This is a genomic window from Planococcus salinus, from assembly GCF_003719725.1.
GTDB classification, from domain to species: Bacteria; Bacillota; Bacilli; order Bacillales_A; family Planococcaceae; genus Planococcus; species Planococcus salinus.
In genome coordinates, this window is record NZ_RIAX01000001.1 from 166506 (window position 1) to 190244 (window position 23739).

Genomic DNA, 23739 nt, shown 5'->3' on the forward strand with positions numbered 1-23739 from the left:
CGTGTTGGTGGCCCAACACGTTTACTGCTCCCGCTGGAGTCTACGCTGTTTTGCTCCATATCTTAGTAAACGTTCCATAAACAAGAATATACTCATAAGTTACGAGTACTTATTTCAGTTGTAGAAAAATCAGTAAATAGGAATTGATTTAAATCACTGAAAGTTTCTCGATAATCTAAAACCCCCTTTCTTCTGATAGAAAAAAAGGGTTCAGCTCGTTAAGGAGTAATTTTTGAGGTGTTTGATCGCTGAACGCACCCTATGTTAGATTTATCGCACTTCACTGCAAAAGTTTCGCACCTTATTTCCAAGTTTCCGCACCTCAACAAAAATTTCTCCATTCCAATACTGGAAAGCAGAGTTTTTTATTGGTCTCCTCGAAAAGGATAATCCTTCTCCAGTTTTTTCAAATGCAAAGTCAGCAGCTCTGCAATGTTTTCTTCGTGTGTCTCAAAGAATGACCGGGCGCCGACGGGGTCTTCGATTTCGTTGAACAGATGCAGTCCGTCCGGCAGCAGCAGAAAGTCGATGCCGATGTAATCGCTTTTTAAGGCGCGGGCGATGCGCAGGACGTCTTTTTCCTGTGCGGCACTCAGCGTGTACCGTTCGGCAGTGCCGCCGAGTGAGTAATTGGATTTGAACGAATCGGAAGATGCCGCACGCCGTTTCACGGCACCGACGACTTCTTCGCCGATGACATAAGCGCGGACATCGGCGGTGTGTTCGATGATCGGCTGAAATATCACCTCTGACACAAAATCCGGCAGCTCATCAGGCGACTCCACTTGTACCACTTGTTCACCGCCATGGCCGTCCACTGTTTTGGCGATGCATGGAAATTGCTCTGGCTGTTTAGCGGTCGGGGTGACCGGCACGCCGAGCAGCAGGCATAATTGATAAAACTGCCATTTGTCGTTGGCGATCCGGTTGACTTCCGCGCGGTTCACGAGACGGATACCGCGGTTTTCCAGGAAACGCGCTGCTTGCGGCCGCCGCGCACGGAATAAGACAAGCGACTCCGTCAACTTCTCCGCCAGTTTTTCCAAGCCATCCGCAGACCAGTCATCCCACGTAACCAGCCTAAACGGATGGAATTTCTGCAGTTCCGCGATAAACCCTTTATTCCGCTCGGCGGCGGCCGTTTCGTATAATACAATCATCGCAGGTCCTGCAGGATGTACGCAATCATCGAATCCGCCACATTGATGCCGGTGACGTTCAGGATGTTGCGGATATGCGCTGCGGCATTGACTTCGCAGACGATGGGCTGTTCCAGGTCATCGAACAGCAGGTCGACACCGGCAAAAATGGCGCCGACTGCACGCGAGGCGCTTAACGCCATCTGGCTTTGGGCCGCTGTCAATTCGATGGGAGATGCCTGTCCGCCGTTGGTGATGTTGGCGCGGAAGTCGGTTTCCGAATGCCGGTACATCGCTGCCACGATCCGGCCGCCGACGATGTTGACGCGGATGTCCCGGCCTCTGCTTGACTCAATGAATTCCTGGAAGACGAAATCGATGCCGCGAAGAGACTCGACTTTGTCGTAAAATGCCTTTTCGTCTTCGATCAAATACACTTTCATGCCGAACGAACCATGGCCTTCTTTGATGATCATCGGAAATGACAACTCCTCGATGATGCGTTCGAAATAGCCGGAATCACGGATCGAGAAATTCGGATACACTTTCGGTGCCACAATCGTTCTTGGCATCGGCAAGCCGCACGCCGCCAGTTGGATATACTGTTTGGCTTTGTTGTCACACAGGTCGATGATTGCCGGATCGTTATACACCGGAACGCCGCGGCTTTTCAGAAAATAACCGAGCAGAATATCCTTATCGAGCAGCACCGCAAAATCCGGCAGCTCCATCGGCGACGATAAATCCATCGTCACTTCATAATTCTTCATAATAGAAGCGGTCACTCCTGCGCGTTCAGCCGCTTCTGCAACCAGGTGCGCCTGGTCTGCAAATTTATCGGAAGTCAGGCTTCCGTTGTAAATTACCCAACAACTGGTCATGTCAATTCCACCTTCGTGCTATAATGATACTCAAAAAGTGTATCACGTTTAATGTGGAAAGAAGGCGTAAAATGATTAACGGACTCGAATTATACAAAACAAAATGGAATATCCAAACAGCCAATGACATCAAACCCGGTCTTGAGGCCGTTACGTCCGCACTGGCGGAGTTGAACAACCCTCATCGTTCCGGGAAATTCGTCCATATTGCCGGCACCAACGGCAAAGGGTCAACGGCGGCATTGCTGGGAGCAATTCTCCGTGAACACGGCTGGACAGTCGGCCATTTCTATTCTCCGGCCATTGTTGACGTGCACGACCAGATTCAGCTGGACGGACAAGCGATTCCTGAAGCGGAACTGCACAGCATCATGGAAAGACTGGCTGCACTCGAGACAGCGCTGACTGATTTTGAACTGCTGACGGTGGCGGCATTCGTCTTTTTCAAGCAGCAGGCGCCCGATATTGCCATCATCGAAGCGGGGATGGGCGGCCTTCTTGACAGTACAAATGTCATCAATCCGGAAGTTGCAATCATTCCGACCATCGCCATGGAACACACAAATTTCCTCGGAGATACCATGGAAGAAATTGCGCGGCATAAAGCCGGCATCATCAAAAAATGGAAACCGGTCATTGTCGGCGATGTGCCGGAGGAAGCCTGGAATGTCATCGAGCAGACAGCCAACCGGCTTCACAGCGATTTGATCCGGCCAAAACAGCCTGTCAAAGTGGAGATGAAGCTGAAAGGGCCGCATCAGCTTCATAATGCGCGGTTGGCGTGGGAAGCAGCGAAAGAATTGCTGCTGCTGGATTTTGATGAGCAAAAAGCAGAGCAGGCGTTGTCTGAAGCCACCATTCCGAATCGATTCGAAGAGGTTGTTCCCAATGTGTTTTTTGACGGCGCCCATAATCCGGCAAGTACGGAAGCATTGGTGGAGACCATCCGGCAACAGCTGCCCGATAAAAAAATCCATATTGTCATGGGTTTATTGAAAGATAAAGATTACATAAGTATATTACGTAAACTGGAGACTGTAGGGGACCGGTTCACTTTTCTGGAGTTTGACAACGAACGGGCGATGCCTGCTGAAAAATTATTTGAAGAAAATCAATGTAAAATAAAGACAATTCAAAATGGTTATGATATATTACCTGTATTGAATGAAAATGAAGCGACTATAGTAACAGGTTCTCTCTATTTATTGACAGACATTCGGAAGCGCAATTGGTCATATTTTAAAAAAGGATAAAAGTAAGTCGATATAAAAAATGCATAAAGGAGGGGCATGACATGGAAGTAACGGTTAAAAGGAAAGTGATTCTTTGGTCTCTATGGTTATTAATTGTCCCTCCCGGCCTGCTTTTGATTTACCGTTATTTCCCGCCTTCCGGTCCTTTTGGAACAGAACTGATTGCTTTTTCCGTATTAGCAGTATTGACCGCGTTCATGCCGTTGACCATCAACGGAACGCCGCTGTATCTTGTCCAATGGGTGACCATTGCCGTGTTCTTGAAATATGGCATTTTCGTTGAAATCCTGCTGTCACAATTGACGATGATCGTGCTGTTGTTCAGGAGCCGAAGCAACGACCCGCGTTCCATTCGTTTTCCGTTCAACTCCTTTATGTTTTTCATCTTGTCTGCTGTAGCCGGGTTTACCTATTTATTGGCAGGCGGTAATATCGGTTCATTTGACTTATTACACGTCATTTACTTCAGCTTGATCTATCAGCTCGTCTACATTGTGGCTAACCACATTTTTCTTTACGTCTACAGTATGCTGATCGGCGAATACAAACGCTTCCTGTCCATTGATACGATCTGGGATTTCGTCATCACCTTCCTGGTATTTCCCTACGCCATCACCCTGTACATAACCAATGCCTTTATCGGCCTTCCAGCACTTCTGCTGCTTGGCATCCCATTTCTGATGATGACTGCTTTGCTGCGCATGTATAACAATTCGGAACGAATCAATAACGATTTGAAAAAGACGGGGGCAATCGGCCACCAATTGGCTGCACGGTTGTCTGTGGACGAAGTGCTGGACCAATTCGTTTTGAAAGTGGCCCACATGTTCCGGGCAGAATTTGCCTACATACTGGATTACCGGAACGGAAAGCTTCAAATGCTGAGAATGTTCGAGAACGGGGAATTCCAATCTTTCAAAGTGCCGCCGGTTCGGTACAATAAAGGAATTGCGGGTCTTGTGCTGGTCACCGATACGCCGGTCATTTACCATAAAAAGAAACAATGGAACCATATTATTGCGGATTATGTCCCTGAAGGCGCCGAAAGTTTGATGGCCACGTTAATCTCGCGGAATAATTATACAGAAGGCGTTCTTGTGTTAGCATCAAAGAAAAAACACGCGTTTGTCTCCCATCAGCTGAAAATCCTCGATATACTCAGCACGCATTTGGCTGTAGCGCATGAAAAAGCAGAATATGTCGAGACTGCCATTGCCAAAAGTGAACGCTGCGGACTGACCAAATTGTATAATTACCGGTACTTGGAAGAAAAACTGACGGATTGCATGCAGCAGGTGAATGCAGGGGAGTTGGAGCACCTGTCGCTTGTCATGATGGATATCGACCATTTCAAAGCGATCAATGATGAATATGGCCATCAAAGCGGCAATGACATTCTGGTGCAGCTTGCAGGCATCATCAAAGAGGAAGTCGGAAGCGAAGGAACCGTCGCCCGGTACGGCGGTGAAGAGTTTGTCGTATTGTTCACGGACTACGGCAAAGACCTGACACTGCTGTTTGCAGAAAAATTGCGGCAGCGGATAGAAGACACCGAATTCGAAATCCAATCCGATCTGGGCGAAGAACGTGAAACTCTGAAAGTGAAAATCACCTTGAGCATCGGCGTCTCCACGGCACCGGAAGACAGTGATGAAGCGATGTCGCTAATCCGGAACGCGGACCGCGCCTTGTATATCGGTGCCAAACAGGCAGGGCGAAACAAAGTCGCTGCTTACGCCAAATAAGGCTGCAGGAAGGGGTTAAACCTTCCTGCAGCCTTTTTGCCTACAAAATGCACATAACATGTTAAAAATAAAAGGAAAAAGAACAGTTTTTCTTACAAGAAAACGATGCAGAAATGTGTCGACCATGCAATAATAGGATACAATAGTATAAATTTGTAGAAATACTAAAAATATATGGTAAATACTGGAGGAATCCGATACTTCAAGCTAATTCGAAGAATGAACAGGGTCTCACGTTGGTCGAAGTACTGGCGGCACTTGTGGTTCTCGGTATTCTGTTTGTCGGCATCATGACGATTTTCCCTCAAATGACGGTGTTCAATGCTAAAACCGAAACCAAGCTTGATACGATGAATTTGGCGAGGCAGGAGGTGGCGAAAATCGTTGCCGAAGAAACATGGAGAACAACTTTGCCTGTTTCTTCCGCTTTTACCGATACTGAAGAAAATTTGTTCAGAAAAACCATGGAAATTGAAATGCCAGAAATGGGATATGCATTAGAAGAAGAAAATTCCGATTACCTCAGATATACAAAAAGTGACGACTATTTCTATGAAGTGGATATTTATCGTGCTTGTGAACCTTATTGGTCAGATGAAACCGAAGAAACGCTGTCATGCAATAATTTGGATTTGCGCCAATTATATAAAGTACATTTAAAAGTTTATAATTCGCCGCCTTTAGCCGATGGCACATATCAGATGAGCAGTGAGACTTACTCATATATCAGATTTGTCGTTGAAAGTTCAGGTGTGGCGGAGTGAAATCAAACCAAAAAGGGATAACCTTAGTTGAATTGCTTGCGGTGCTTGCGTTGGTCGGGATTATAACTACGCTTGCATGGACGGCGTTATCAATTGGCTTTCAGCACAGTGCCATCGAAACAAGCCAAACACAATTGCAGCAAGAAGCCACTCTGCTCATGACGACTTTGACGAATGAACATCGTCGGAGCGATCATTATTATCTGCGCTACCAGGATGGCCATTTGGAATTGAAAACATGTACGGAAACCGCATGCGAAAGTTTCGAACGGATTACGACAAATAATTACAGCTACAATGGATCGGTCAATGACATCAATTTTGACGATTTGGATCCCAATATGAAAATAGAGCCGAAAAAAGCTCATGTGGAAGTTTCTTTAATCGTGGCAGACCCTGAGAATCTCAATAATGAAGTGACCGTTACCACTACATTGACCCGAATTTTGACCAGCATGGTAATGAGAGGAGTTCAACTCTGATGAAATATTTTACTAATGAACGTGGATATGCGCTTCTCATTGTACTTTTGGTGGTGGTATTATTCCTGGGCTTGTCGGCGACTTTTATTGCAGGTTCTTTAAACAATGCACAACAAGAACAGACGATTGATGTTTCCAACCAATCGGTCGCTGCTGCTGAGATGGGTGTACTTTATTATTCTGCAGATTTTGAATTGGAGATAGAGCGCGTGAAAAAAACTGTTTTGGAACAAACTCAGATTAAATTGAATAGTTTAATTGACTGTATTAAGCCGCCTACCGGTGAAGATTGTGACACTGCAGCTGAACGGGACAGCTGGGAACAAGAGATTGACAGGGAAATGAGAAAACTATACCTGGAAAAAGTGAAAAGCGCGATAACGGTTATGGAAAATGAAGCGAACAACAAAAAATCCCCTTTTTCAGAAGAACAAATAAATTATTTAATAAAGGAAGTCAGCAGTACTGAATTCAAGGCGGATAATGAAGATTTAACGGCGATAGAGATAGAAATGAAGATCGAAGGAACTTCTAAAGAGACCCCTAATACTCTTCTCTCTGCTTTTACAGTGGAAGTGCCGGACACGTTCTTGAATCCTAATGAAGCGATTAAAGTAGATACGGCCGTTGTCGCTTTAGATCAGGACCTTACTTATGACGATATTTTCAGTTTTGCTGCAAACTCCAAATCATGCGGTGTGCTGCTCGAAGAAGTGAAAGCTGGAACGGCTGAAGCTCCATATGAGTGCACAGCCCAAGTAAATGAAAGCTTGGCATCCTTTATTGAAGATATTAAAGAAAAGGGCTTTGATCCGGAAGACTTCAGAGTTTACACTCAGGACTTCCGAAGTTATGCATGTGACAATAACTGCAATAACTTGAATTTTGAAGGAATCAACTTAGTCGTTGATCAAAACGATGCAGGTGCTTTCAATAATATGAATAACTTTGTGAACGGCGATTTGATCATTGATGGTACATTAACTACCGGAAATAACTTAATCAATTTAGGGAAAAATGGCGTGAAACAGAACATAATCGTTAAAGGGCTGGATGTAGACAATAATATCAAAAACATGTACTACACCAATTTTTTGGTTCTGGGAAACGAAGAAGGTACCGATGCAAGACTGCAATGGGGAAAACATTTTACAGTCGACAATTATTCGCGGCTATGCATCGATATCGATCGCATCAATCAAGCGGATTTGGATCGTCTTTCGAGAGAACTCCAATTTTCAAACAGCGGATCGCTGATTTATTATTCCGCTGATCTAAATAAGACATTTTCTTTGATTGATAAGAAGGGAAGAGACCGCGGAACTGAAGTTTATGTAAAACGCGGAGAAACATATACGTCATTTTTGCAGAATTGTGGAGTTTCGTTAAAGGATATGCAAACGATGCCGACGGACGTAGCAGTTCCAAACGCCATTGACACCGGCTTCGACTTCGAAGTCGAATACTAAGCAATAGACGAAATTCTAAAATCCCGACCCATTTCAGGAGGCACTTACATGGTCCGCTTACTTATTCTACTCATTTTTGCAGCAATCCTTTTGGCGCTGCCTTACTTTCTGTTCAAATCGATTTCATTCGTCAAAAAAATGCTGTTTGTCGGGGGAAGCCTGGCAGCAGCGGCGGTGGGCCTATTTATGCAAATGAGTTTCCCGTGGCATATGGTGCTGCTCGGTATTGTGGCAGTGGCGCTTTTGGTATCGCTCGTGTTCATGAAGTTGCTGGAAAAAGAACAGGCGGAAAAACAGCGTCTTCATGAAGAACGGAAATCCCGCCGGAGCGTGCCTGAACCGGAGCGCGCAACTGCCATCGAGTTACAGAAAGACGAAACGATTGAAAACAATACGATGGAAGACACGATAATTCCGGACAACACGATTCAGGACTCAACCATTCAGGACAAGCCGGCTTCCCAGCAGCCGGTTGAAGACACCACCATCAAACCATCTTTCGGCATGGAGTCGATCGATCCGGACCGGGAGGAGCGTTAAGTTGGATAACAAAGTTTTTGGATTGACCTTTTTAGCAATATTATCGTCGGCACTTTTATTGTTTGGCGTCGCCAATGCCGGATCGTATGCGGTGGACCGCTGGTTGTTCCCGACGCAAACGTTCGGAGAAAACACTTATATCGGCACGACGGACGTTTCAGAAATGGACGTGACCGAAGCGCAAGCATTGTTCCGCGGTCATGTTGAATCCTGGCGTCAATCCTCGGAGCTGCTGGTGACCTATCAGGACGCGACCGCTGATTATCCGCTTGATAATGCAAAAATTTCAGTGGAGCAAACCGTGCAGCAGGCGGAAGACGGCGCGCAAAACGGTTTTGTTTTTGAACTGTCGGAAACTACTACAAGCACATTTTTAGAGCAGCAATTCCCGGTCAACGACTTTACAAACGACCAGGTCGCAGCCATCACGGCAGAACTCGAACAGGCACTGAGTGACGGCCAGCAGCAAACACGCGTAACGATCAGTGACGATGCCGCCATGCTGAACCGTGAAACAGTGGCACAGGCCGGCTTTACACACAATCTCGAAAGTCCGGGGATCGCAGATGTCGTCGCTGGACTGGACGGCCATCAAATCGAAGCGGGCGCCCAGTTCTCCTTTTTGGACTTTCTGATGGAGCTTAGTTACGGAACCGTGACGGATCGTGAATTGACGGAAGTGGCATCGGCCATTTACGGAGCGGTTCTGCAGACCAATTTTTTGGTCGATGAACGGAGCATCGGAAAAGAAGTTCCGGCGACAGTGCCGCTCGGTCAGGAAGCGGCGATCAACCGGCCGCTCGGCGTCGACTTCGTCTTTACCAACACGAACGACAGCTCGTTCGCGTTGAACATGGATTTGACGGGGGATGTGCTGACGGCGTCGTTTACGGGCTATCCGTTCGTCTATTCCTATGCCATCAGCAACGGCCCAGAAGAAACCGTCGAACCGCGGCTGATCAAGCAGTTCAGTGCATTTGTGTCATACGGATCAGTAGTGGAAGAGCCCGGTTCCGACGGTGTACGCGTCGAAACGCTGCGCACCATCACATCGGAAAATATCGAAATCGAAACCGAAACGGTATCCACTGATTTTTACCCGCCGGTTCACCGCGTGGAAGTCTTTCCGCTTGCTGCAGCACCTTCCGACTCCGCAACAGAAGACGGAGACACTACAGGAACGGACGGCTCCTCAGATCCGAACGATGATTCAACCGATTCCGATGGCAATGAAAACGGGGATACGGATACAGACGGCACCGATTCCACTGATTCTGATTCCGACGGTTCCGATCAGGATGGCGCCGATTCGAATTCCGGTACAGGTACCGGCTCTGGTAATGACGGAGACACGGACTCAAACAATAACAGAAACGAAGGAACAAATAACAATGGAAACACTGGGACAAACAGTGGTAAAGATGCCGGATCAGATGATACCGACTACAAAGTGAAATCCGGTCAGCCGCAGTACGACAAAGGCGGCTCGCTGATCAATCCGTAACATGAGCAAGGGGGAATAGTCATGGCCATCACACGAAGAAGACTGGGTGATATTTTAATCGAGCAGGGGCTGTTGACGGAAGACGACTTGAAAGAAACGCTGCAGGACAAAAAAAATGACCAGAAACTGGGCGATGCGCTGCTGCAGCGGGGCTTGATCACGGAGCAGCAATTGATCGAGACGCTGGAAGTACAATTGGGCATTTCGCATGTGTCGCTTTTCGGCTATCCGTTCGACCCGAAATTGTTCAACGTCGTACCGAAGGAATTCGCCAAGCGCAATCTGCTGGTGCCGCTGAAACGGGAAGGCGATAAATTGTACATTGCGATGACCGACCCGATGGATTTCATTACCATCGATGATCTTCGGCTGACGACCGGTTTCCAGATTGAACCAGCGATCGCGTCAAAAGAAGATATCGTCAAAACGCTGGCTAAATACTATGAAGACGAATCATTTGATGAATTGCTCGGTGAACTGCCGCAGGTGACGGAAGAACAGCAGGACGAATTGACGGATCTCGATGCGCCGATCGTACGCCTCGTCAACCAGATTTTATCCACAGCGGTCACGCGCAAAGCGAGTGACGTCCACTTCGATCCGCAGGAAAGCCGCGTGCTCGTACGTTACCGCATTGATGGTGTGCTGCACACCGAGCGGACGCTGCCGAAGTCGATGCAGCAGATGGTCACCGCCCGCATCAAAATCATGGCGAACCTCGACATCACGGAAAACCGTGTGCCGCAGGACGGGCGCATCAAAACACAAGTCGATTTTCGTGCCATCGATCTGCGGGTATCTTCTTTGCCGACGGTGTTCGGCGAGAAGCTGGTCATGCGGATTCTGGATTTGAGTGCCAATTTGACTGACATCACACGCCTCGGCTTCAGCGACAGGAACATGCAGCGCTTTTTGCGTGAAATCGAAAAGCCCAATGGCATCATCTTGATTTCGGGTCCGACCGGTTCTGGGAAATCGTCAACGTTGTATGCCGCGTTGAATAAACTGAACAACGAAGAAGTCAATATCATCACCGTCGAAGACCCGGTCGAGTACCAGCTCGAAGGCGTCAACCAGATCCAGGTGAATTCGAATGTCGGACTGACGTTCGCGGCTGGGCTGCGGTCGATTCTCCGCCAGGACCCGGACATTGTCATGGTCGGGGAAATCCGGGACAAGGAAACGGCGGACATTTCCATCCGTGCGTCACTGACCGGTCACCTGGTGCTCAGTACCATCCACACCAACGACTCGATCGCTTCAGTGACGCGTCTCATGGATATGGGCGTCGAACCGTTTTTGGTGACGGCGTCGCTCAACGCCGTCGTCGCACAGCGTCTGATCCGCAGAGTATGCCGTGACTGCCGCCAGATTGAACCGGCGACACCCCGTGAACAGGAAATCTTCGCTAAACGCGGCATCGAAATCGACATCATCGCCCGCGGCAAAGGCTGTTCGCAATGCAATATGACCGGCTACCGCGGACGCATGGCGATCCATGAAGTACTGGTCGTCGATGATGAAATGAAAGACGTCATCAACCGCCACGGCACGGCTGCGGAAATCCGCAACATCGCCGTCAAGAACGACACCATCTTTCTCATCGATGATGGATTATCAAAAGTGAAGGAGGGCATGACAACGACAGAAGAAGTTCTGCGCGTTGCCATGGCAGAATAACTTATGCCTACTACCTATATCGATAAAGTACTCACTGCAGCCAAGGAATTGAATGTCTCGGATATCCATTTCACGGTGGGCATTCCACCGATTTTCCGCATGCACGGTACATTGCGCCGCTACGGCCAGGAGGCGGTCAGTCCGGAACTGTCAAAAGAAATCGCCAAAACGCTGATGCCGGAAAAACTATGGGACGACTTCACTGAAAAAGGCGAAATGGACTATTCCTACCAGATAGAAGGCGTCGCCCGTTTCCGTGTCAACACGTTCCAGCAGCGCGGCAATATTTCGCACGCCTTCCGGACCATTCCGACGAAAATCCCGACCATCGATGACTTGAACATGCCGAACACCTTGAAAACACTGTCGGAAACGCATCAGGGACTGATTCTCGTGACAGGTCCGACGGGTTCCGGGAAATCAACGACGTTGGCGGCGATGATCCGCCACATGAATGAAACGATGACCAAACACATCATCACGCTGGAAGACCCGATCGAGTATTTGCACAACCACGGCTCATCAGTCATCGACCAGCGCGAAGTTGGCTTTGACACGCAATCATTCGCCAACGCATTGCGCGCGGCGCTGCGTCAGGACCCGGACGTCATCCTGGTCGGTGAGATGCGTGACCTGGAGACCATCATGACCGCCATCACTGCCGCAGAAACCGGTCACCTGGTAATGGGGACCCTGCATACGTCGAGTGCCGCATCCACCATCGAACGGATCATCGACGTCTTTCCGCCCGAGCAGCAATCGCAGGTAAGAACGCAGCTCGGCGGCATCCTGAAAGCAGTCATTTCGCAGCGCCTGCTGCCGACAGCGGACGGCAAAGGGCGTGTCGCGGCAACCGAAATCCTGATCAACAACACCGCCGTCGCCAACCTGATCCGCACCGAAAAAGTGCACCAGATTCCGAACGTCATCTTGACGAACCGCGCAGCCGGCATGCACATGATGGCGACGACGGTACAGGATCTTTTGACGAAAGGCAAAATTTCCCGTCAAACCGCACTGCCGTATCTGGAAGGGGAGGAATAATGTGGCCCGCTTTAAATACGAAGGGCGCGACCGGAAGAAAATAAGATCCGGCATCACCGTCGCCGACAACCGACGTGCCGCTGTCGAGAAGCTGCGCGATGAAGGCATACGCGTCATCGAAATCCGTGAACTCGAAGCAAAAGGCCTGCAAACCGAAATCCAGATCGGCAATCCGGTCAAACGCGACCAGTTCATCATGTTCCTGCGCCAGTTTTCGACGTTGATGCGGGCGGGTGTCACCATCGTCGACGCCGTCAAAATCCTGTCGCAGCAGGTCGAATCAAAAGCGCTGCGCAAAACTTTGGCGAATGTCGACGAAGAACTTCGGAAAGGGAATTCGCTGTCCGACTCGCTCGCCAAATACCCGAAGATTTTCGAGCCGCTGACCATCAACCTGATCCGCGCCGGGGAACTGTCCGGAAATATCGACGAATCGCTCGAACGGCTCGCCACGCATTACGACAAAGCGTATACGACGCGCCAGAAAGTAATCTCGGCGATGGCCTATCCGGTCGTCGTCGGCGTGCTGGCGATCGGTGTCGTCATTTTCCTGCTGTCGACGATCGTGCCGATGTTCGCCGATATGTTTTCAAGTTTCGGCGGCGAACTGCCGATGCTGACGCAGATCGTCATGGCTTCCAGTGATTTCACAATGCAGTACTGGTATATTTTGGTGCTGTTCGGTCTGGGAGTCGCCGGTTTGCTGTGGGCCATGAAACGCAATGAAAAAGGGCAGTATATTCTGGATATGTCGCTTTTGCGCCTGCCGATTTTCGGGAAAATCCTGAAAAAAGCGGCGCTTGCACGTTTGACACGCACGCTCAGTTCGCTGTTTTCCAGCTCCGTGCCGATTCTGCAGGCCATGACCATGACCGAAAAAGTCGTCGGCAATGCCGTGCTGTCACAAGTCATCCTGGCGTCGCGCGATTCATTGGAGCGGGGAGGGTCACTGACCGAACCGATGAAGAACCACTGGGCATTTCCGCCGCTCATACCGCATATGATTTCCATCGGGGAACAGACCGGGTCGCTCGATCACATGCTGGCAAAAGTTGCAGAGTTCTATGAAAAAGAAGTGGAAGCAGAGACCGATAGGCTGAAAGCATTAATCGAACCGCTGATGATTGTGGTGTTGGCTGCACTTGTAGGCACCATCGTGATGTCCATCATGCTGCCGATGTTCGAGATGTTCCAAAACGTAGATCAATTGTAGGAGTAAATGGTAAATTTTTATTTTAAATTTACATTAATTTCTTATATATTCCTATTGTTTATTGCGCCATAATTGCTATAATCAAGATGTACTCATTGTAGTATAAAATTGACAATTTATAGGGGGATACAAAGGTGAAAAAGTTTATACAGAAAAAATTGAAAGACCAAAAAGGGATGACGCTGATCGAACTTTTGGCAGTTATCGTTATCATCGCGATTATTGCTGCGATTGCAATACCAGCGATTGGGAATATTATTACGAATTCACGTATTGATGCTGTGAAATCTGATGCGTTAAATGTTTTAAATGCTGCATCGTTATATGAGGCACAAGAAGGAGATATCGCTGCTGCAGAGGGCGGATTGACAGTGGAAGAATTAGAAGGTGCGGGATTCTTAGATGATGCAGGTAGTATCCCAGATGACGGCGATGTAGTAACTGGTCCTGGTCTATCTACCACTGTTACTGTGGGAGATGACATCACTATAGAATTTAATAATGCCACAATCCAAGAAGTTAATGCTGCAATTTCTTCTAGTGAAATTCGTCAAAATGGAGGCGCAACTATTGGCGATGGAGCAGGAACAGAAGCAGGAACAGAAACAGGAACAGAAACATAAGCATAATATTTTATTTGATTTTTAGGAGCTGAAAAAATGGCCTTATCGTTTTTATCGAGAAAAGCGCGCGTCGTGACGATTACAATAGAAGAAGATGCGATTCGACATGTCGATTTGAAATCTTCATTCCCGCTCGAATTGAACTGCGCGGAAGAGATGGCTCTTCCGGCAGGCATCATCGAAGATGGGAAAATTGCCGACGCCCAAGCGCTGGAATCGGTGCTCGATAAGGCTGTTCATCAGTGGGGTCTTTCCAAAAAGTCAGTCCGTTTCCTCGCCCCTGACGAATTTGTTATTATCCGCAAAGTTCCATACCCCGAAGACGTCGAACCCGATGAATTGAAAGGCCATTTCTTTATCGAAATCGGGTCGACGCTTTATCTGCCTTTTGAAGATCCCGTTTTTGACGTTGTGCCGTTCCACCGCGATACGGACGAGCCGGAAGCGATCATCATCGCGTCTAAGGAATCGGTTGTCCAGGATTACGAAAACATCTTCGACGAAGTGAAACTCAAGCCGGTCGTCGCCGATATCACACCGCTCGCGTTGTACCGCTTAGCATACCTGCAGCATAACATCGGTGAAGACGAACACATCATGATCATCGATCTGCAGTCATCGAAAATGACGGTGTCGATTTTCCATGAACATCATCCATTGTTCATGCGCCCGGTCGATTTCGACAGTTCTTCAATGATTTCGGACGATCCGGATTCGATCATGGAAACGATCGAGGCGGAAAGCGAGAAGCTGGCAAACTTCTACCGCTACAATATGAATGAAGGCGAAACCGGCATCACGACAATCATCTGCAACGGGGAATTCCAGGACTGGGAAGCGTTCCGGAAAAGGCTCGAAACGCGTTTCGGTTTGCCGGTGGAACCGCTGGTCGTCGAGGCCATTCCTTCCGACAAAGAAGACAGCGTTTCGGTCCGTTTTAACCGTGCCATCGGACTTGCGTTGAAAGAGGTGTAATCATGCTCGTAGATATTAACTTATTGCCGCAAAAAGAGCGGGACCGACCCGCTGTTCTCATTGCGGCGATTTCCATTTTACTGCTGGCCGTCATCCTTTGGGCGGTCCTGTTTTTCATGGCTCGGGGAGAAGCGGCCGAACACGAAGACCTGACGGCACAATCCGCAGAAGTTGCCCTGCAACAAGCCGCCATCCGCGAACAGCTAGAAGCATCACAGGGCCTGAACGAAGAACAGCAGCTGCAAGTGACGGTCGACTGGGCGGAAAGCTATGAATATGACACCATCCCGCTGCTCGCCGAACTTGTAAGCCATTTACCGGAACGCGGCTTTTTCAACAGCTTTTCCTACATAGGCCCGAACTCCGCCTCACTCGCCATCCAGTTCGACACCAGCCGCGATGCCGCGTATTATCTGACGCACTTGAAAGATTCTGAACTGCTGGAATCAGTGACGCTTGACTCTGTTACAACTGCGGAAGTTCCGAACGCCTCAGATGAAGAAGTGGTGGAAGAAGGCATGGTAGAAAATCCACGCTACCTTGCCACTTACAGTATCACGTTCGTCGACGACCGCATCCCGACAGAAGGCGAAGCGGAAGCCGACGACGGCACGGCGGTTGAAGAAGAAGCAGCGGAAGAGCCGGCTGAAGTGGAAACGGAAGAAGAACCCGATGTGGAAACGGACGTTGATGTGAATGTAGAAACCGAAACAGATACCACTCCTGAAGAAACGGAGGGTGAAGTCAATGAGTAGTTTGACAAAACGTCAAAAAGAACTTGGCTTGATTATACTCGCTGTCGTTTTTCTTCTGGCACTGGTGGCGTATGCTTATTTCACGCTTTATGCGCCGGCGCGTGACGCCAGGGAGCAGGCAGAACAGACGCTCAGTTCCGAGCGGGAAGTGCTGATGGCTTTGGAAAGCCAGCTCGCGGAACTGCCGGACGGCGAACCGGTCAGCATCAGCAAGCTCCAGCAGAAAGTTGCCATCGAACCGTTAACCGACCTGATTGTTTTGCAGATTGAACAGGCGGAACTGCTGTCAGAGTCGCTCGTGACATCGATTAATTTCACAGAAGGCGCGTTTGAATTATTGCAGCCGGTGGAAGGTGTCGAAAACATCCAGGAAGTGCTGACTTCGATTTCTCTGGAAGCGCCTGATTATGAAAGCATCCTGACGTTCATCGGCGAAATCGAAGCGATGGAACGCATCATGGTCATCGATTCGATCGCGTTCGGCGGCTACCCCGAAATCACGCAGCGCGGCGTGGAGCCGGAGTCTTTGAGTGTCACATTAAACTTCTCGGCGTTCTACCGCCCGGATCTTGTGGCGCTGCAGGACACCGTACCGAAAGTCGACGCACCGCCGCCGGCCAACAAAGCCAACCCGATGCCGCAGAACAACGGCACGGATTTGGCGGATGAAGAGGGAGACGACACTGCAGACGAACAGGTGCAGGTTGATGTGGATGTAGATGTAGAACAGTCAGCAGGCGAATAGACTGCTGGAGAAAAAGAGGAATCCTTGTGATTTCTCTTTTTTTCTAACGGAAGAAAGGCTTCAGGCGGACGCTTTCCGCGGGCACGGCCTCAGCCGCTTCACTCGCTCAGCCGCTTCACTCGCTCTGCTCGCTCCAGGGTCTTCGGCTCGCGCTGGTCCCGCAGGAAAGGTATTGGCCGAAAGTAATTCGGTCAATGCCTTTGCGACGAAGCTAGCGAAGCGATGCAGGAGCAGTATGTTTGCCTTTCGCCGCCTTCCGCTCTTTCTTCAAGAGTTGAGTAGGAGTATTGTGATACTCACTGAAATATAATAATGATATAAGTTATGGAGCAAAACAGCGAAGACTCTAGTCTGAGCCCGCGGCAACTGGCATCGCGACGTCCTGTCGCGCCAGTTGCATGACCCACATCCTGTGGGCCCGCAAGCGGAGCTGTTTTGCGGAATATCGCTAAACAAATTCAAACAGTGAAGAGGGTTAGGATGACAATCACTTATGCCGTTTTCTTTTTCATATTCGGGCTCGTTTTTGGTTCGTTTTTCAACGTGGTCGGCTTGCGTGTGCCGAAACAGGAGTCGATCGCTTTTCCGCCTTCGCATTGCACAAACTGCGACCGCCGTCTGACCGCCATCGATCTGGTGCCGGTGCTGTCGTTTTTGTTTTTGCGGGGCAAATGCCGCACATGCGGATCAAAAATCCACTGGGTTTATCCTTTAATGGAATTCGCCACCGGGGTTTTATTCGCGGCGTCGTTCCTGATTTTCGGTTTTTCGGCCGAGCTTGTCATTGCGATTTTGTTTGTGTCGCTTTTGGTCATCATCACTGTCTCCGACATCGCCTATATGCTGATCCCGGATAAAGTGCTGCTGCCGTTTGCAGTTGTGCTACTCGTATTGCGCTTCGTCATTCCGCTTGATCCGTGGTGGAACAGCCTCGTCGGTGCGGTAGTCGGATTCCTGATATTGTTTCTGATCGCCATCGTGTCAAAAGGCGGCATGGGCGGCGGTGACATCAAGCTGTTCTTTGTCATTGGCCTCGTCGTCGGCTTGAGCGGCAGCTTGCTGACACTGTTCTTCGCCTCGTTCATCGGAGCCATCGCCGGCATCATCCAGCTGCGCATCCGGAAGCAGGGAAGAAAAACACCGGTGCCATTCGGTCCATCCATCGCAGCAGCTGCCATCATCGTCTACTTCTGGGGAGACGCAGTGCTCGGCTGGTATTTCGGGATTTTAAGTTGAATAATAAAATTATGTAAAGAAAAAGCGTTTCTCTATCCAGAGAAGCGCTTTTCCTTTTTGGTGGACGGAAGGAATGAAATTTAACAATAAAACAATATAAGTTTATTGTAATTCGATAAACAAGGTGATAAAATCAAAGAAAAATCAGTAAGTGAGGTGCTTTTTATGAAAGCGGGATCCACGTTTTTTCTGAAACTGACTATTTTCTTTATTGGACTGCCGATTTTGGCTGTCTGCATTTACGGCTTATCGAGATTTGACCCGAATTCTCCGTACTGGGCGCTGCCGGAACTGGAGAACCTGCAATATCCACTGCTGATCGGTATGTATATTGGCATGATCCCTTTTTTCTTCGCTTTGTACCAGACCCTGAAACTGTTGGCCTACATCGATAAGAACGAAGCCTTCTCGAACATGTCCGTCGCGGCTTTGAAGAAAATCAAATACAGCGCCATCGCTATCATCGTGGTGTATCTAATCGAAATGCCTTTTCTGTACCTTCTGACAATGGCAGACGATGCACCGGCCATTATAATGGGGCTGGTCGTCATCTTCGGATCATCGGTGATCGCCGTCTTTGCTGCCGTTCTCCAAAAACTGCTGCAGCAGGCAATCGATATAAAAGCGGAAAACGATCTAATAGTCTGAGCAGAGGTGAATGAAATGGCAATAATCATCAACATCGACGTGATGCTCGCCGTCCGGAAAATGAGCGTCACCGAACTATCCGAAAAAGTGGGCATCACCATGGCAAACCTGTCCATCCTGAAAAACGGCAAAGCCAAAGCAGTACGGCTATCAACACTGGAAGCCATCTGCAAAGCACTGGACTGCCAGCCGGGGGATATTTTGGAGTATAGAAGTGAAGAAGAAGGATTATAAAATAAGCATCTCATTTGGAGCAGGCCATCAATTTTGATGGCCTGTTTTTATGTCCCAATTGTCAACTTTCGTATTTTGAAAGCGATCTTTTAGGAGGAAAGTGCATCAAATTCTTTGCGCCCCAGCGATGGCCACAATTTGAGGGACAATTGAGTCCATCACTGGGGCGCGGTGGGGGTGTCCCCCGCTGAAAGTGGAAAAAGTACATATGGACGAAGCTGATTTAAGATATGGAGCAAAACAGCGGAGACTTGTGCCTGAGCCCGCGGGAACTAAGTCATTCTTTATCAGTGAACAACGCTGTTTGAAGTGGAAGCGGCGACTCCTGCGGAAAAGCGGGGTGATGAGACCCCGCAGTGAGCGAAGCGATCGAGGAGGCTCAGCGCTTCGCCCGCGGAAAGCGTCCGCCTGGAGGGATTTCAGCAAACCTTCTTAATAATTACAATAGAAAAACCTCAAGGAAATTTTTCCTTGAGGTTTCTTCATTAATTCGAATAATGGATCGGTGATGCAGGGCCCAGGTCGATGCCGAACAGCATCCAGACAATCAGCATCAGCGTCCAGATCGCCATGAAGAACATGGAATACGGGAACATGACCGAAATCAATGTACCGATTCCCATATTCTTATCGTATTTCTGCGCAAATGCGATGATGATCGCGAAATACGTCATCAGCGGTGTGATGATATTGGTCGATGAATCCGCGATGCGGTAGGCCATCTGCGTCAGTTCCGGCGAGTAGCCGAGCTGCATCATGATCGGCACGAAGACCGGTGCAAGCATGGCCCACTTCGCGGAAGCCGACCCGATGAACAGGTTGATGATTCCGACCACGATGACAAACCCGATGATCAAAGGAATGCCCGTCAGGCTGGCGGCTTCAAGTGCTTCCGCCCCGTAAACGCCGAGCACCATGCCGATGTTCGACTCCGAGAAGTAAGCGACGAACTGGCCGGCGGTGAACGCCAGCACGATGAAGACGCCCATCGAAGCCATCGTATCGGACATTTGCGCAGCGACGTCTTTGTCGCTCTTGATCGATTTCGTGGCGATTCCGTAGAACAATCCCGGAATCAGGAACAAGATCGTGATGATCGGCACCAGGGAACTCATGAACGGAGACTGGACAATGCCGCCGTCTTCCGCACGGAGAACCCCGTTTTCCGGAACAATCAGAAGTGCTGTCAGAATGGCTCCGACAAGGAACGAAAGACCGGCCCATATAAGACCTTTCTTTTCCAGGGAAGTCAAACCGTTCATTTCTTCGCGGAACTCGCCTTTGTATTCACCGAGGCGCGGTTCGACGACTTTTTCAGTAACCACTGCCCCGACGACGGTCAGCAGGAATACCGAAGCGATGATGAAGTAATAGTTCATCGCGATGTTCATGCCTTCCGCGTATGCCGGGTCGATGATCGCCGCAGCGGAAATCGTCAATTCACCCAGCATGGCGTCTGTGGCAGACAGCAGCAGGTTGGCGGAGAATCCGGCGGAAACCCCGGCAAATGCGGCAGCAAGACCTGCCAGCGGGTGACGGCCAAGCGCCGCGAAAATAACAGCGCCGAGTGGCGGCAAAACAACATATCCAGCGTCAGATGCCACGCTGGACATGATTCCGGCGAATACCAGTCCGCCGGTAATCAGGAATTTCGGAACGGATAGGACAAAGCCGCGAAGCATAGCGGAAATCAGTCCTGTGCGTTCGGCAACCCCGATTCCGAGCATCGTGACGAGCACGACGCCGAGTGGTGCGAATCCGATGAAGTTATCGACCATGCTGGCGAATATATATTGGATGCCTTCCGCATTCAGCAGGTTTTTGACTTCCACCATTTCGCCTTCCTGACCCGGATGTTCGACGGATATGCCCAGGTTTGACAGCAGTGCGGAAATTCCGAGCACCAATAAAGCCAATAAGGCGAACAACGTCACGGGATGGGGAAGTTTATTGCCGATCGTTTCGATGCGGTCGAGGGATTTTTGGAATATCCCTTTTCGTTTTGTTGCCATATGAAAACACCTTTCCTATGTAATGGGTTCATTTCATCAATTAAATTATACTCTGATAATAATTTTCTGAAATATTCAAAACCGTTTTCTATTATAAACCTTTATTTTAATGGAATAAAGAGAATCGGCGAAGTGCTACTAGTGTAAAGAATACTACAATTAAAATTATTCTAACAAAAACATTGGGAATGCCGTCATGGTGGGCTTGGCGCATTCTGTGAAAATAATTATTTGCGGCCAGCTGTTTTCAGGATTTTGTCAGGTCAAGGGTCCAAATCCTGTTTTTGATCGGCGCCACAAGGCCAAAAGCAGTTTTTGGATTTCCGGAACAATTTCCAGTCCCGCCGATTTTCGGTATGATGAATGAAAAAGGGGGAACTCCATCATGAAATTTATTGCCAATCATCCTGTTATCCTGGCGTCGCAGTCGCCGCGCCGGAAAGAATTGCTGGAAACGCTCGGTATCGGATTCGACGTCATGCCGAGCATCAAAGAAGAGCCGGATACCGGCGATTTCCAGACAGCAATGGGGTATGTCATCGAATGTGCCGCGCTGAAAGCGAAAGAACTGGCCGATCAGCACCGCGATGCTGTGGTTATCGGATCGGATACGGTGGTCGTTTTGGACGGGGAGATTTTGTTGAAGCCGCAAAACAAAAAACAGGCGAAAAGCTATTTGCAGGCGTTGTCCGGCAGAACCCATGACGTCATTACCGCAGTCACCGTGTTGAAAGGAGACAGCGAGCTGTCATTCCACGAAGTAACGAAAGTTTCTTTCTACGAATTGCCGGAATCCTGGATTGAGGCGTATATCAGCACGGAAGATCCGTACGACAAAGCGGGCGCGTATGGCATCCAGACAGTGTCGGGCTTGTTCGTCCGGAAAATCGACGGCGATTACAATACGGTAGTGGGTCTGCCGCTCGCGAGTCTGGCGCAGAAACTGGCACAAGCCGGCTACATTTCCCTTGAAGGGGGCGCTGTCCGATGAAATTGGAAACACCGATGATGATCCGCGATGTCCATATGGCCGACCGTCCCCGCGAACGGTTGATTGCTCAAGGGGCAATAAGCTTGTCGAATCAGGAGCTGATTGCCATTTTGCTGCGCACCGGCACGAAACAGGAGTCGGTGCTGCACCTGGCAAACAGCGTGCTGACGCATTTTGAGCAGATACAAGGATTGAAAGATGCAACAATCGAAGAAATGACTGCCATTAAAGGGATCGGCCGGGCGAAAGCAGTGCAGCTGATGGCTGCTGTCGAGCTTGGCCGCCGCCTGTCCTCGAAACAGACCGATACGAAATTCACCATCCGCTCCCCGAAAGACGCCGCCTCTTATTTGATGGCGGACATGACCTCCTTAAAGCAGGAACATTTCGTTGTGCTGTTCCTGAACATCAAAAACCAGGTGCTGCACCGGCAAACCATTTTTGTCGGCAGCCTGAATGCATCGATTGTCCATCCGCGCGAAATTTTCCGTGAAGCGGTCAGGCGTGCCGCCGCCTCGATCGTCGTCGCCCACAATCATCCGAGCGGCAATCCTGCACCTTCCCCTGAGGATATCGCCGTGACCAAACGACTGGTGGAAGCCGGCAGCATCGTCGGAATCGAACTTCTCGACCACATCATCATAGGAGACCATCAATTCATTTCATTGAACGAAAAGGGGTTCATGTAGCACTGTTTATTTCTTTTCATTTCCGTTATAATGTGTGGGATTGTGTCAATCTATCGGTAAGCGATAGATCAGGAAAGGAAGAAGTTACGTGTTCGGACTTGGCTCAAAAGATATAGCAATAGATTTAGGGACTGCCAATACATTGGTGTTCAGCAAAAGCAAAGGGATTGTCCTCCGGGAACCGTCCGTAGTCGTAAAAAATACCGCTACCGGTGACATTGTCGCTGTCGGTAACGAAGCCCGCAAAATGATTGGCCGGACACCTTCCTCGATTGTCGCGATCCGTCCGATGAAGGACGGTGTCATCGCCGACTACGATACCACTACTGCAATGATCCACCATTACTTGAAAGAAGCGATGAGAGCGGCCGGAACGTCGTGGAGAAAACAGACTGTCCTGATCTGCGTCCCTTATGGCATCACCTCAGTGGAGCAGCGCGCCATCATCAGCGTGGCACGGCAGGCAGGTGCAAACCAGGCGTTCACCATCGAAGAGCCGTTTGCTGCGGCGATTGGCGCCGGTTTGCCGATTTGGGAACCTGTCGGCAATATGGTCGTCGATATTGGAGGCGGCACAACGGAAGTGGCCGTCATTTCACTCGGCGGCATCGTGGCCAGTGAATCTGTACGTGTAGCTGGTGATGCGATGGATCTGGCTCTTACGCAATATATCCGCAAAAAATACAAAATGACGATCGGCGAACGGACGGCTGAAGCGATCAAGATGGAAATCGGAACGGCAGGCATCATGACTGATGCCGATAAAGACCTCAAAATGGCTGTACGCGGCCGTGATCTGGTGACCGGGTTTCCGAAGACTGTCGAGATTTCAGCTGAAGAAACGGCCGAAGCGATGAAAGAGCCGATCGCTGCCATCCTGGACAGTTTAAAACAGACGCTTGAAAAAACCCCTCCGGAACTGTCAGCGGATCTCATGGAACGCGGCATTGTCCTGACAGGAGGCGGAGCGTTGCTGAAAAACCTGGACAAGGTCATTGCTGCAGAAACGCTGATGCCTGTCGTCATTGCGGAAAACCCTTTGGACTGTGTCGTGCTCGGCACAGGCAAAGCGTTGGATCAGATGGATCAAATTCGACGCCAGCAATCAATTAAATAA

Annotated in this window: 23 protein-coding genes; 20 read left to right on the forward strand and 3 right to left on the reverse strand. The window is 49.4% G+C overall.

Annotated features, from left to right (window positions below):
* Positions 1-365: 365 nt before the first annotated feature.
* Positions 366-1160: an ATP-grasp domain-containing protein gene (locus EEX84_RS00785; protein WP_123163672.1), complete on the reverse strand. Its 795-nt coding sequence runs from the start codon at positions 1158-1160 to the stop codon at positions 366-368.
* Positions 1157-2020: an ATP-grasp domain-containing protein gene (locus EEX84_RS00790; RefSeq protein ID WP_123163673.1), complete on the reverse strand. Its 864-nt coding sequence runs from the start codon at positions 2018-2020 to the stop codon at positions 1157-1159. Before EEX84_RS00790 ends, EEX84_RS00785 begins: the two co-directional genes overlap by 4 nt.
* Positions 2021-2091: 71 nt before the next feature.
* Here EEX84_RS00790 and EEX84_RS00795 point away from each other — a divergent pair, with 71 nt between their 5' ends.
* From EEX84_RS00795 to EEX84_RS00875, 17 genes are all read left to right on the forward strand, one after another.
* Positions 2092-3273 carry a bifunctional folylpolyglutamate synthase/dihydrofolate synthase gene (locus tag EEX84_RS00795; RefSeq protein WP_123163674.1) on the forward strand — a complete coding sequence of 394 codons (1182 nt, stop codon included), beginning with the start codon at positions 2092-2094 and terminating at the stop codon, positions 3271-3273.
* Between the two features lie 41 nt (positions 3274-3314).
* On the forward strand, positions 3315-5018 hold the full coding sequence (locus EEX84_RS00800; protein WP_123163675.1) for a sensor domain-containing diguanylate cyclase: 1704 nt from the start codon (positions 3315-3317) through the stop codon (positions 5016-5018).
* Positions 5019-5215: 197 nt separating this feature from the next.
* Entirely contained in the window at positions 5216-5782 is a 567-nt protein-coding gene (locus EEX84_RS00805; protein WP_275669722.1) for a type IV pilus modification PilV family protein, read from the forward strand.
* Entirely contained in the window at positions 5779-6264 is a 486-nt protein-coding gene (locus EEX84_RS00810) for a prepilin-type N-terminal cleavage/methylation domain-containing protein (RefSeq protein ID WP_123163677.1), read from the forward strand. Before EEX84_RS00805 ends, EEX84_RS00810 begins: the two co-directional genes overlap by 4 nt.
* On the forward strand, positions 6264-7733 hold the full coding sequence (locus EEX84_RS00815) for a hypothetical protein (protein WP_123163678.1): 1470 nt from the start codon (positions 6264-6266) through the stop codon (positions 7731-7733). Before EEX84_RS00810 ends, EEX84_RS00815 begins: the two co-directional genes overlap by 1 nt.
* Before the next feature lie 48 nt (positions 7734-7781).
* Positions 7782-8273 carry a hypothetical protein gene (locus tag EEX84_RS00820; RefSeq protein WP_123163679.1) on the forward strand — a complete coding sequence of 164 codons (492 nt, stop codon included), beginning with the start codon at positions 7782-7784 and terminating at the stop codon, positions 8271-8273.
* A gap of 1 nt (position 8274) precedes the next feature.
* Positions 8275-9777, forward strand: a complete 1503-nt coding sequence (locus EEX84_RS00825; protein ID WP_123163680.1) for a VanW family protein — start codon at positions 8275-8277, stop codon at positions 9775-9777.
* A 21-nt stretch (positions 9778-9798) separates the two neighbouring features.
* On the forward strand, positions 9799-11457 hold the full coding sequence (locus EEX84_RS00830; protein ID WP_192892892.1) for a GspE/PulE family protein: 1659 nt from the start codon (positions 9799-9801) through the stop codon (positions 11455-11457).
* A 3-nt stretch (positions 11458-11460) separates the two neighbouring features.
* Positions 11461-12501, forward strand: coding sequence for a type IV pilus twitching motility protein PilT (locus EEX84_RS00835; RefSeq protein WP_123163681.1), 1041 nt, complete (start codon positions 11461-11463; stop codon positions 12499-12501).
* Between the two features lies 1 nt (position 12502).
* Entirely contained in the window at positions 12503-13714 is a 1212-nt protein-coding gene (locus tag EEX84_RS00840; RefSeq protein ID WP_123163682.1) for a type II secretion system F family protein, read from the forward strand.
* A 134-nt stretch (positions 13715-13848) separates the two neighbouring features.
* On the forward strand, positions 13849-14337 hold the full coding sequence (locus EEX84_RS16720) for a prepilin-type N-terminal cleavage/methylation domain-containing protein (RefSeq protein WP_123163683.1): 489 nt from the start codon (positions 13849-13851) through the stop codon (positions 14335-14337).
* A 36-nt stretch (positions 14338-14373) separates the two neighbouring features.
* Positions 14374-15312, forward strand: a complete 939-nt coding sequence (pilM, locus tag EEX84_RS00850) for a type IV pilus biogenesis protein PilM (RefSeq protein WP_123163684.1) — start codon at positions 14374-14376, stop codon at positions 15310-15312.
* A gap of 2 nt (positions 15313-15314) precedes the next feature.
* Positions 15315-16067, forward strand: a complete 753-nt coding sequence (locus EEX84_RS00855; protein ID WP_123163685.1) for a PilN domain-containing protein — start codon at positions 15315-15317, stop codon at positions 16065-16067.
* Entirely contained in the window at positions 16060-16812 is a 753-nt protein-coding gene (locus EEX84_RS00860) for a pilus assembly protein PilO (protein ID WP_123163686.1), read from the forward strand. Before EEX84_RS00855 ends, EEX84_RS00860 begins: the two co-directional genes overlap by 8 nt.
* Before the next feature lie 480 nt (positions 16813-17292).
* On the forward strand, positions 17293-18048 hold the full coding sequence (locus tag EEX84_RS00865; RefSeq protein ID WP_123163687.1) for a prepilin peptidase: 756 nt from the start codon (positions 17293-17295) through the stop codon (positions 18046-18048).
* A 165-nt stretch (positions 18049-18213) separates the two neighbouring features.
* Positions 18214-18696 (forward strand): DUF2975 domain-containing protein, encoded by a 483-nt coding sequence (locus EEX84_RS00870; RefSeq protein WP_123163688.1) that lies wholly within the window; start codon positions 18214-18216, stop codon positions 18694-18696.
* Positions 18697-18711: 15 nt separating this feature from the next.
* Positions 18712-18930, forward strand: coding sequence for a helix-turn-helix domain-containing protein (locus EEX84_RS00875; protein ID WP_123163689.1), 219 nt, complete (start codon positions 18712-18714; stop codon positions 18928-18930).
* 485 nt (positions 18931-19415) lie between these two features.
* Here EEX84_RS00875 and EEX84_RS00880 read toward each other — a convergent pair whose 3' ends face one another.
* Positions 19416-20942, reverse strand: a complete 1527-nt coding sequence (locus tag EEX84_RS00880; RefSeq protein WP_123163690.1) for an AbgT family transporter — start codon at positions 20940-20942, stop codon at positions 19416-19418.
* A 385-nt stretch (positions 20943-21327) separates the two neighbouring features.
* Between EEX84_RS00880 and EEX84_RS00885 the strand changes: the two genes are divergently transcribed.
* The 3 genes from EEX84_RS00885 to EEX84_RS00895 all read left to right on the forward strand — a co-directional run bounded on the left by EEX84_RS00885 (position 21328) and on the right by EEX84_RS00895 (position 23739).
* On the forward strand, positions 21328-21933 hold the full coding sequence (locus tag EEX84_RS00885; RefSeq protein ID WP_123163691.1) for a Maf family protein: 606 nt from the start codon (positions 21328-21330) through the stop codon (positions 21931-21933).
* Positions 21930-22622 (forward strand): RadC family protein, encoded by a 693-nt coding sequence (gene radC, locus EEX84_RS00890; protein WP_123163692.1) that lies wholly within the window; start codon positions 21930-21932, stop codon positions 22620-22622. Before EEX84_RS00885 ends, radC begins: the two co-directional genes overlap by 4 nt.
* Positions 22623-22710: 88 nt before the next feature.
* The gene (locus EEX84_RS00895; RefSeq protein ID WP_123163693.1) at positions 22711-23739 is read left to right on the forward strand and encodes a rod shape-determining protein; all 1029 of its coding nucleotides are present in this window, start codon (positions 22711-22713) and stop codon (positions 23737-23739) included.

What these genes read in the sequence shown, in the direction of transcription:
- EEX84_RS00785 (WP_123163672.1), bottom strand. Translation starts at nt 1,160, where the DNA reads ATGATTGTATTATACGAAACGGCCGCCGCCGAGCGGAATAAAGGGTTT.
- EEX84_RS00790 (WP_123163673.1), bottom strand. Translation starts at nt 2,020, where the DNA reads ATGACCAGTTGTTGGGTAATTTACAACGGAAGCCTGACTTCCGATAAA.
- EEX84_RS00795 (WP_123163674.1), top strand. Translation starts at nt 2,092, where the DNA reads ATGATTAACGGACTCGAATTATACAAAACAAAATGGAATATCCAAACA.
- EEX84_RS00800 (WP_123163675.1), top strand. Translation starts at nt 3,315, where the DNA reads ATGGAAGTAACGGTTAAAAGGAAAGTGATTCTTTGGTCTCTATGGTTA.
- EEX84_RS00815 (WP_123163678.1), top strand. Translation starts at nt 6,264, where the DNA reads ATGAAATATTTTACTAATGAACGTGGATATGCGCTTCTCATTGTACTT.
- EEX84_RS00820 (WP_123163679.1), top strand. Translation starts at nt 7,782, where the DNA reads ATGGTCCGCTTACTTATTCTACTCATTTTTGCAGCAATCCTTTTGGCG.
- EEX84_RS00830 (WP_192892892.1), top strand. Translation starts at nt 9,799, where the DNA reads ATGGCCATCACACGAAGAAGACTGGGTGATATTTTAATCGAGCAGGGG.
- EEX84_RS00835 (WP_123163681.1), top strand. Translation starts at nt 11,461, where the DNA reads ATGCCTACTACCTATATCGATAAAGTACTCACTGCAGCCAAGGAATTG.
- pilM (WP_123163684.1), top strand. Translation starts at nt 14,374, where the DNA reads ATGGCCTTATCGTTTTTATCGAGAAAAGCGCGCGTCGTGACGATTACA.
- EEX84_RS00855 (WP_123163685.1), top strand. Translation starts at nt 15,315, where the DNA reads ATGCTCGTAGATATTAACTTATTGCCGCAAAAAGAGCGGGACCGACCC.
- EEX84_RS00860 (WP_123163686.1), top strand. Translation starts at nt 16,060, where the DNA reads ATGAGTAGTTTGACAAAACGTCAAAAAGAACTTGGCTTGATTATACTC.
- EEX84_RS00865 (WP_123163687.1), top strand. Translation starts at nt 17,293, where the DNA reads ATGACAATCACTTATGCCGTTTTCTTTTTCATATTCGGGCTCGTTTTT.
- EEX84_RS00870 (WP_123163688.1), top strand. Translation starts at nt 18,214, where the DNA reads ATGAAAGCGGGATCCACGTTTTTTCTGAAACTGACTATTTTCTTTATT.
- EEX84_RS00875 (WP_123163689.1), top strand. Translation starts at nt 18,712, where the DNA reads ATGGCAATAATCATCAACATCGACGTGATGCTCGCCGTCCGGAAAATG.
- EEX84_RS00880 (WP_123163690.1), bottom strand. Translation starts at nt 20,942, where the DNA reads ATGGCAACAAAACGAAAAGGGATATTCCAAAAATCCCTCGACCGCATC.
- EEX84_RS00885 (WP_123163691.1), top strand. Translation starts at nt 21,328, where the DNA reads ATGAAATTTATTGCCAATCATCCTGTTATCCTGGCGTCGCAGTCGCCG.
- radC (WP_123163692.1), top strand. Translation starts at nt 21,930, where the DNA reads ATGAAATTGGAAACACCGATGATGATCCGCGATGTCCATATGGCCGAC.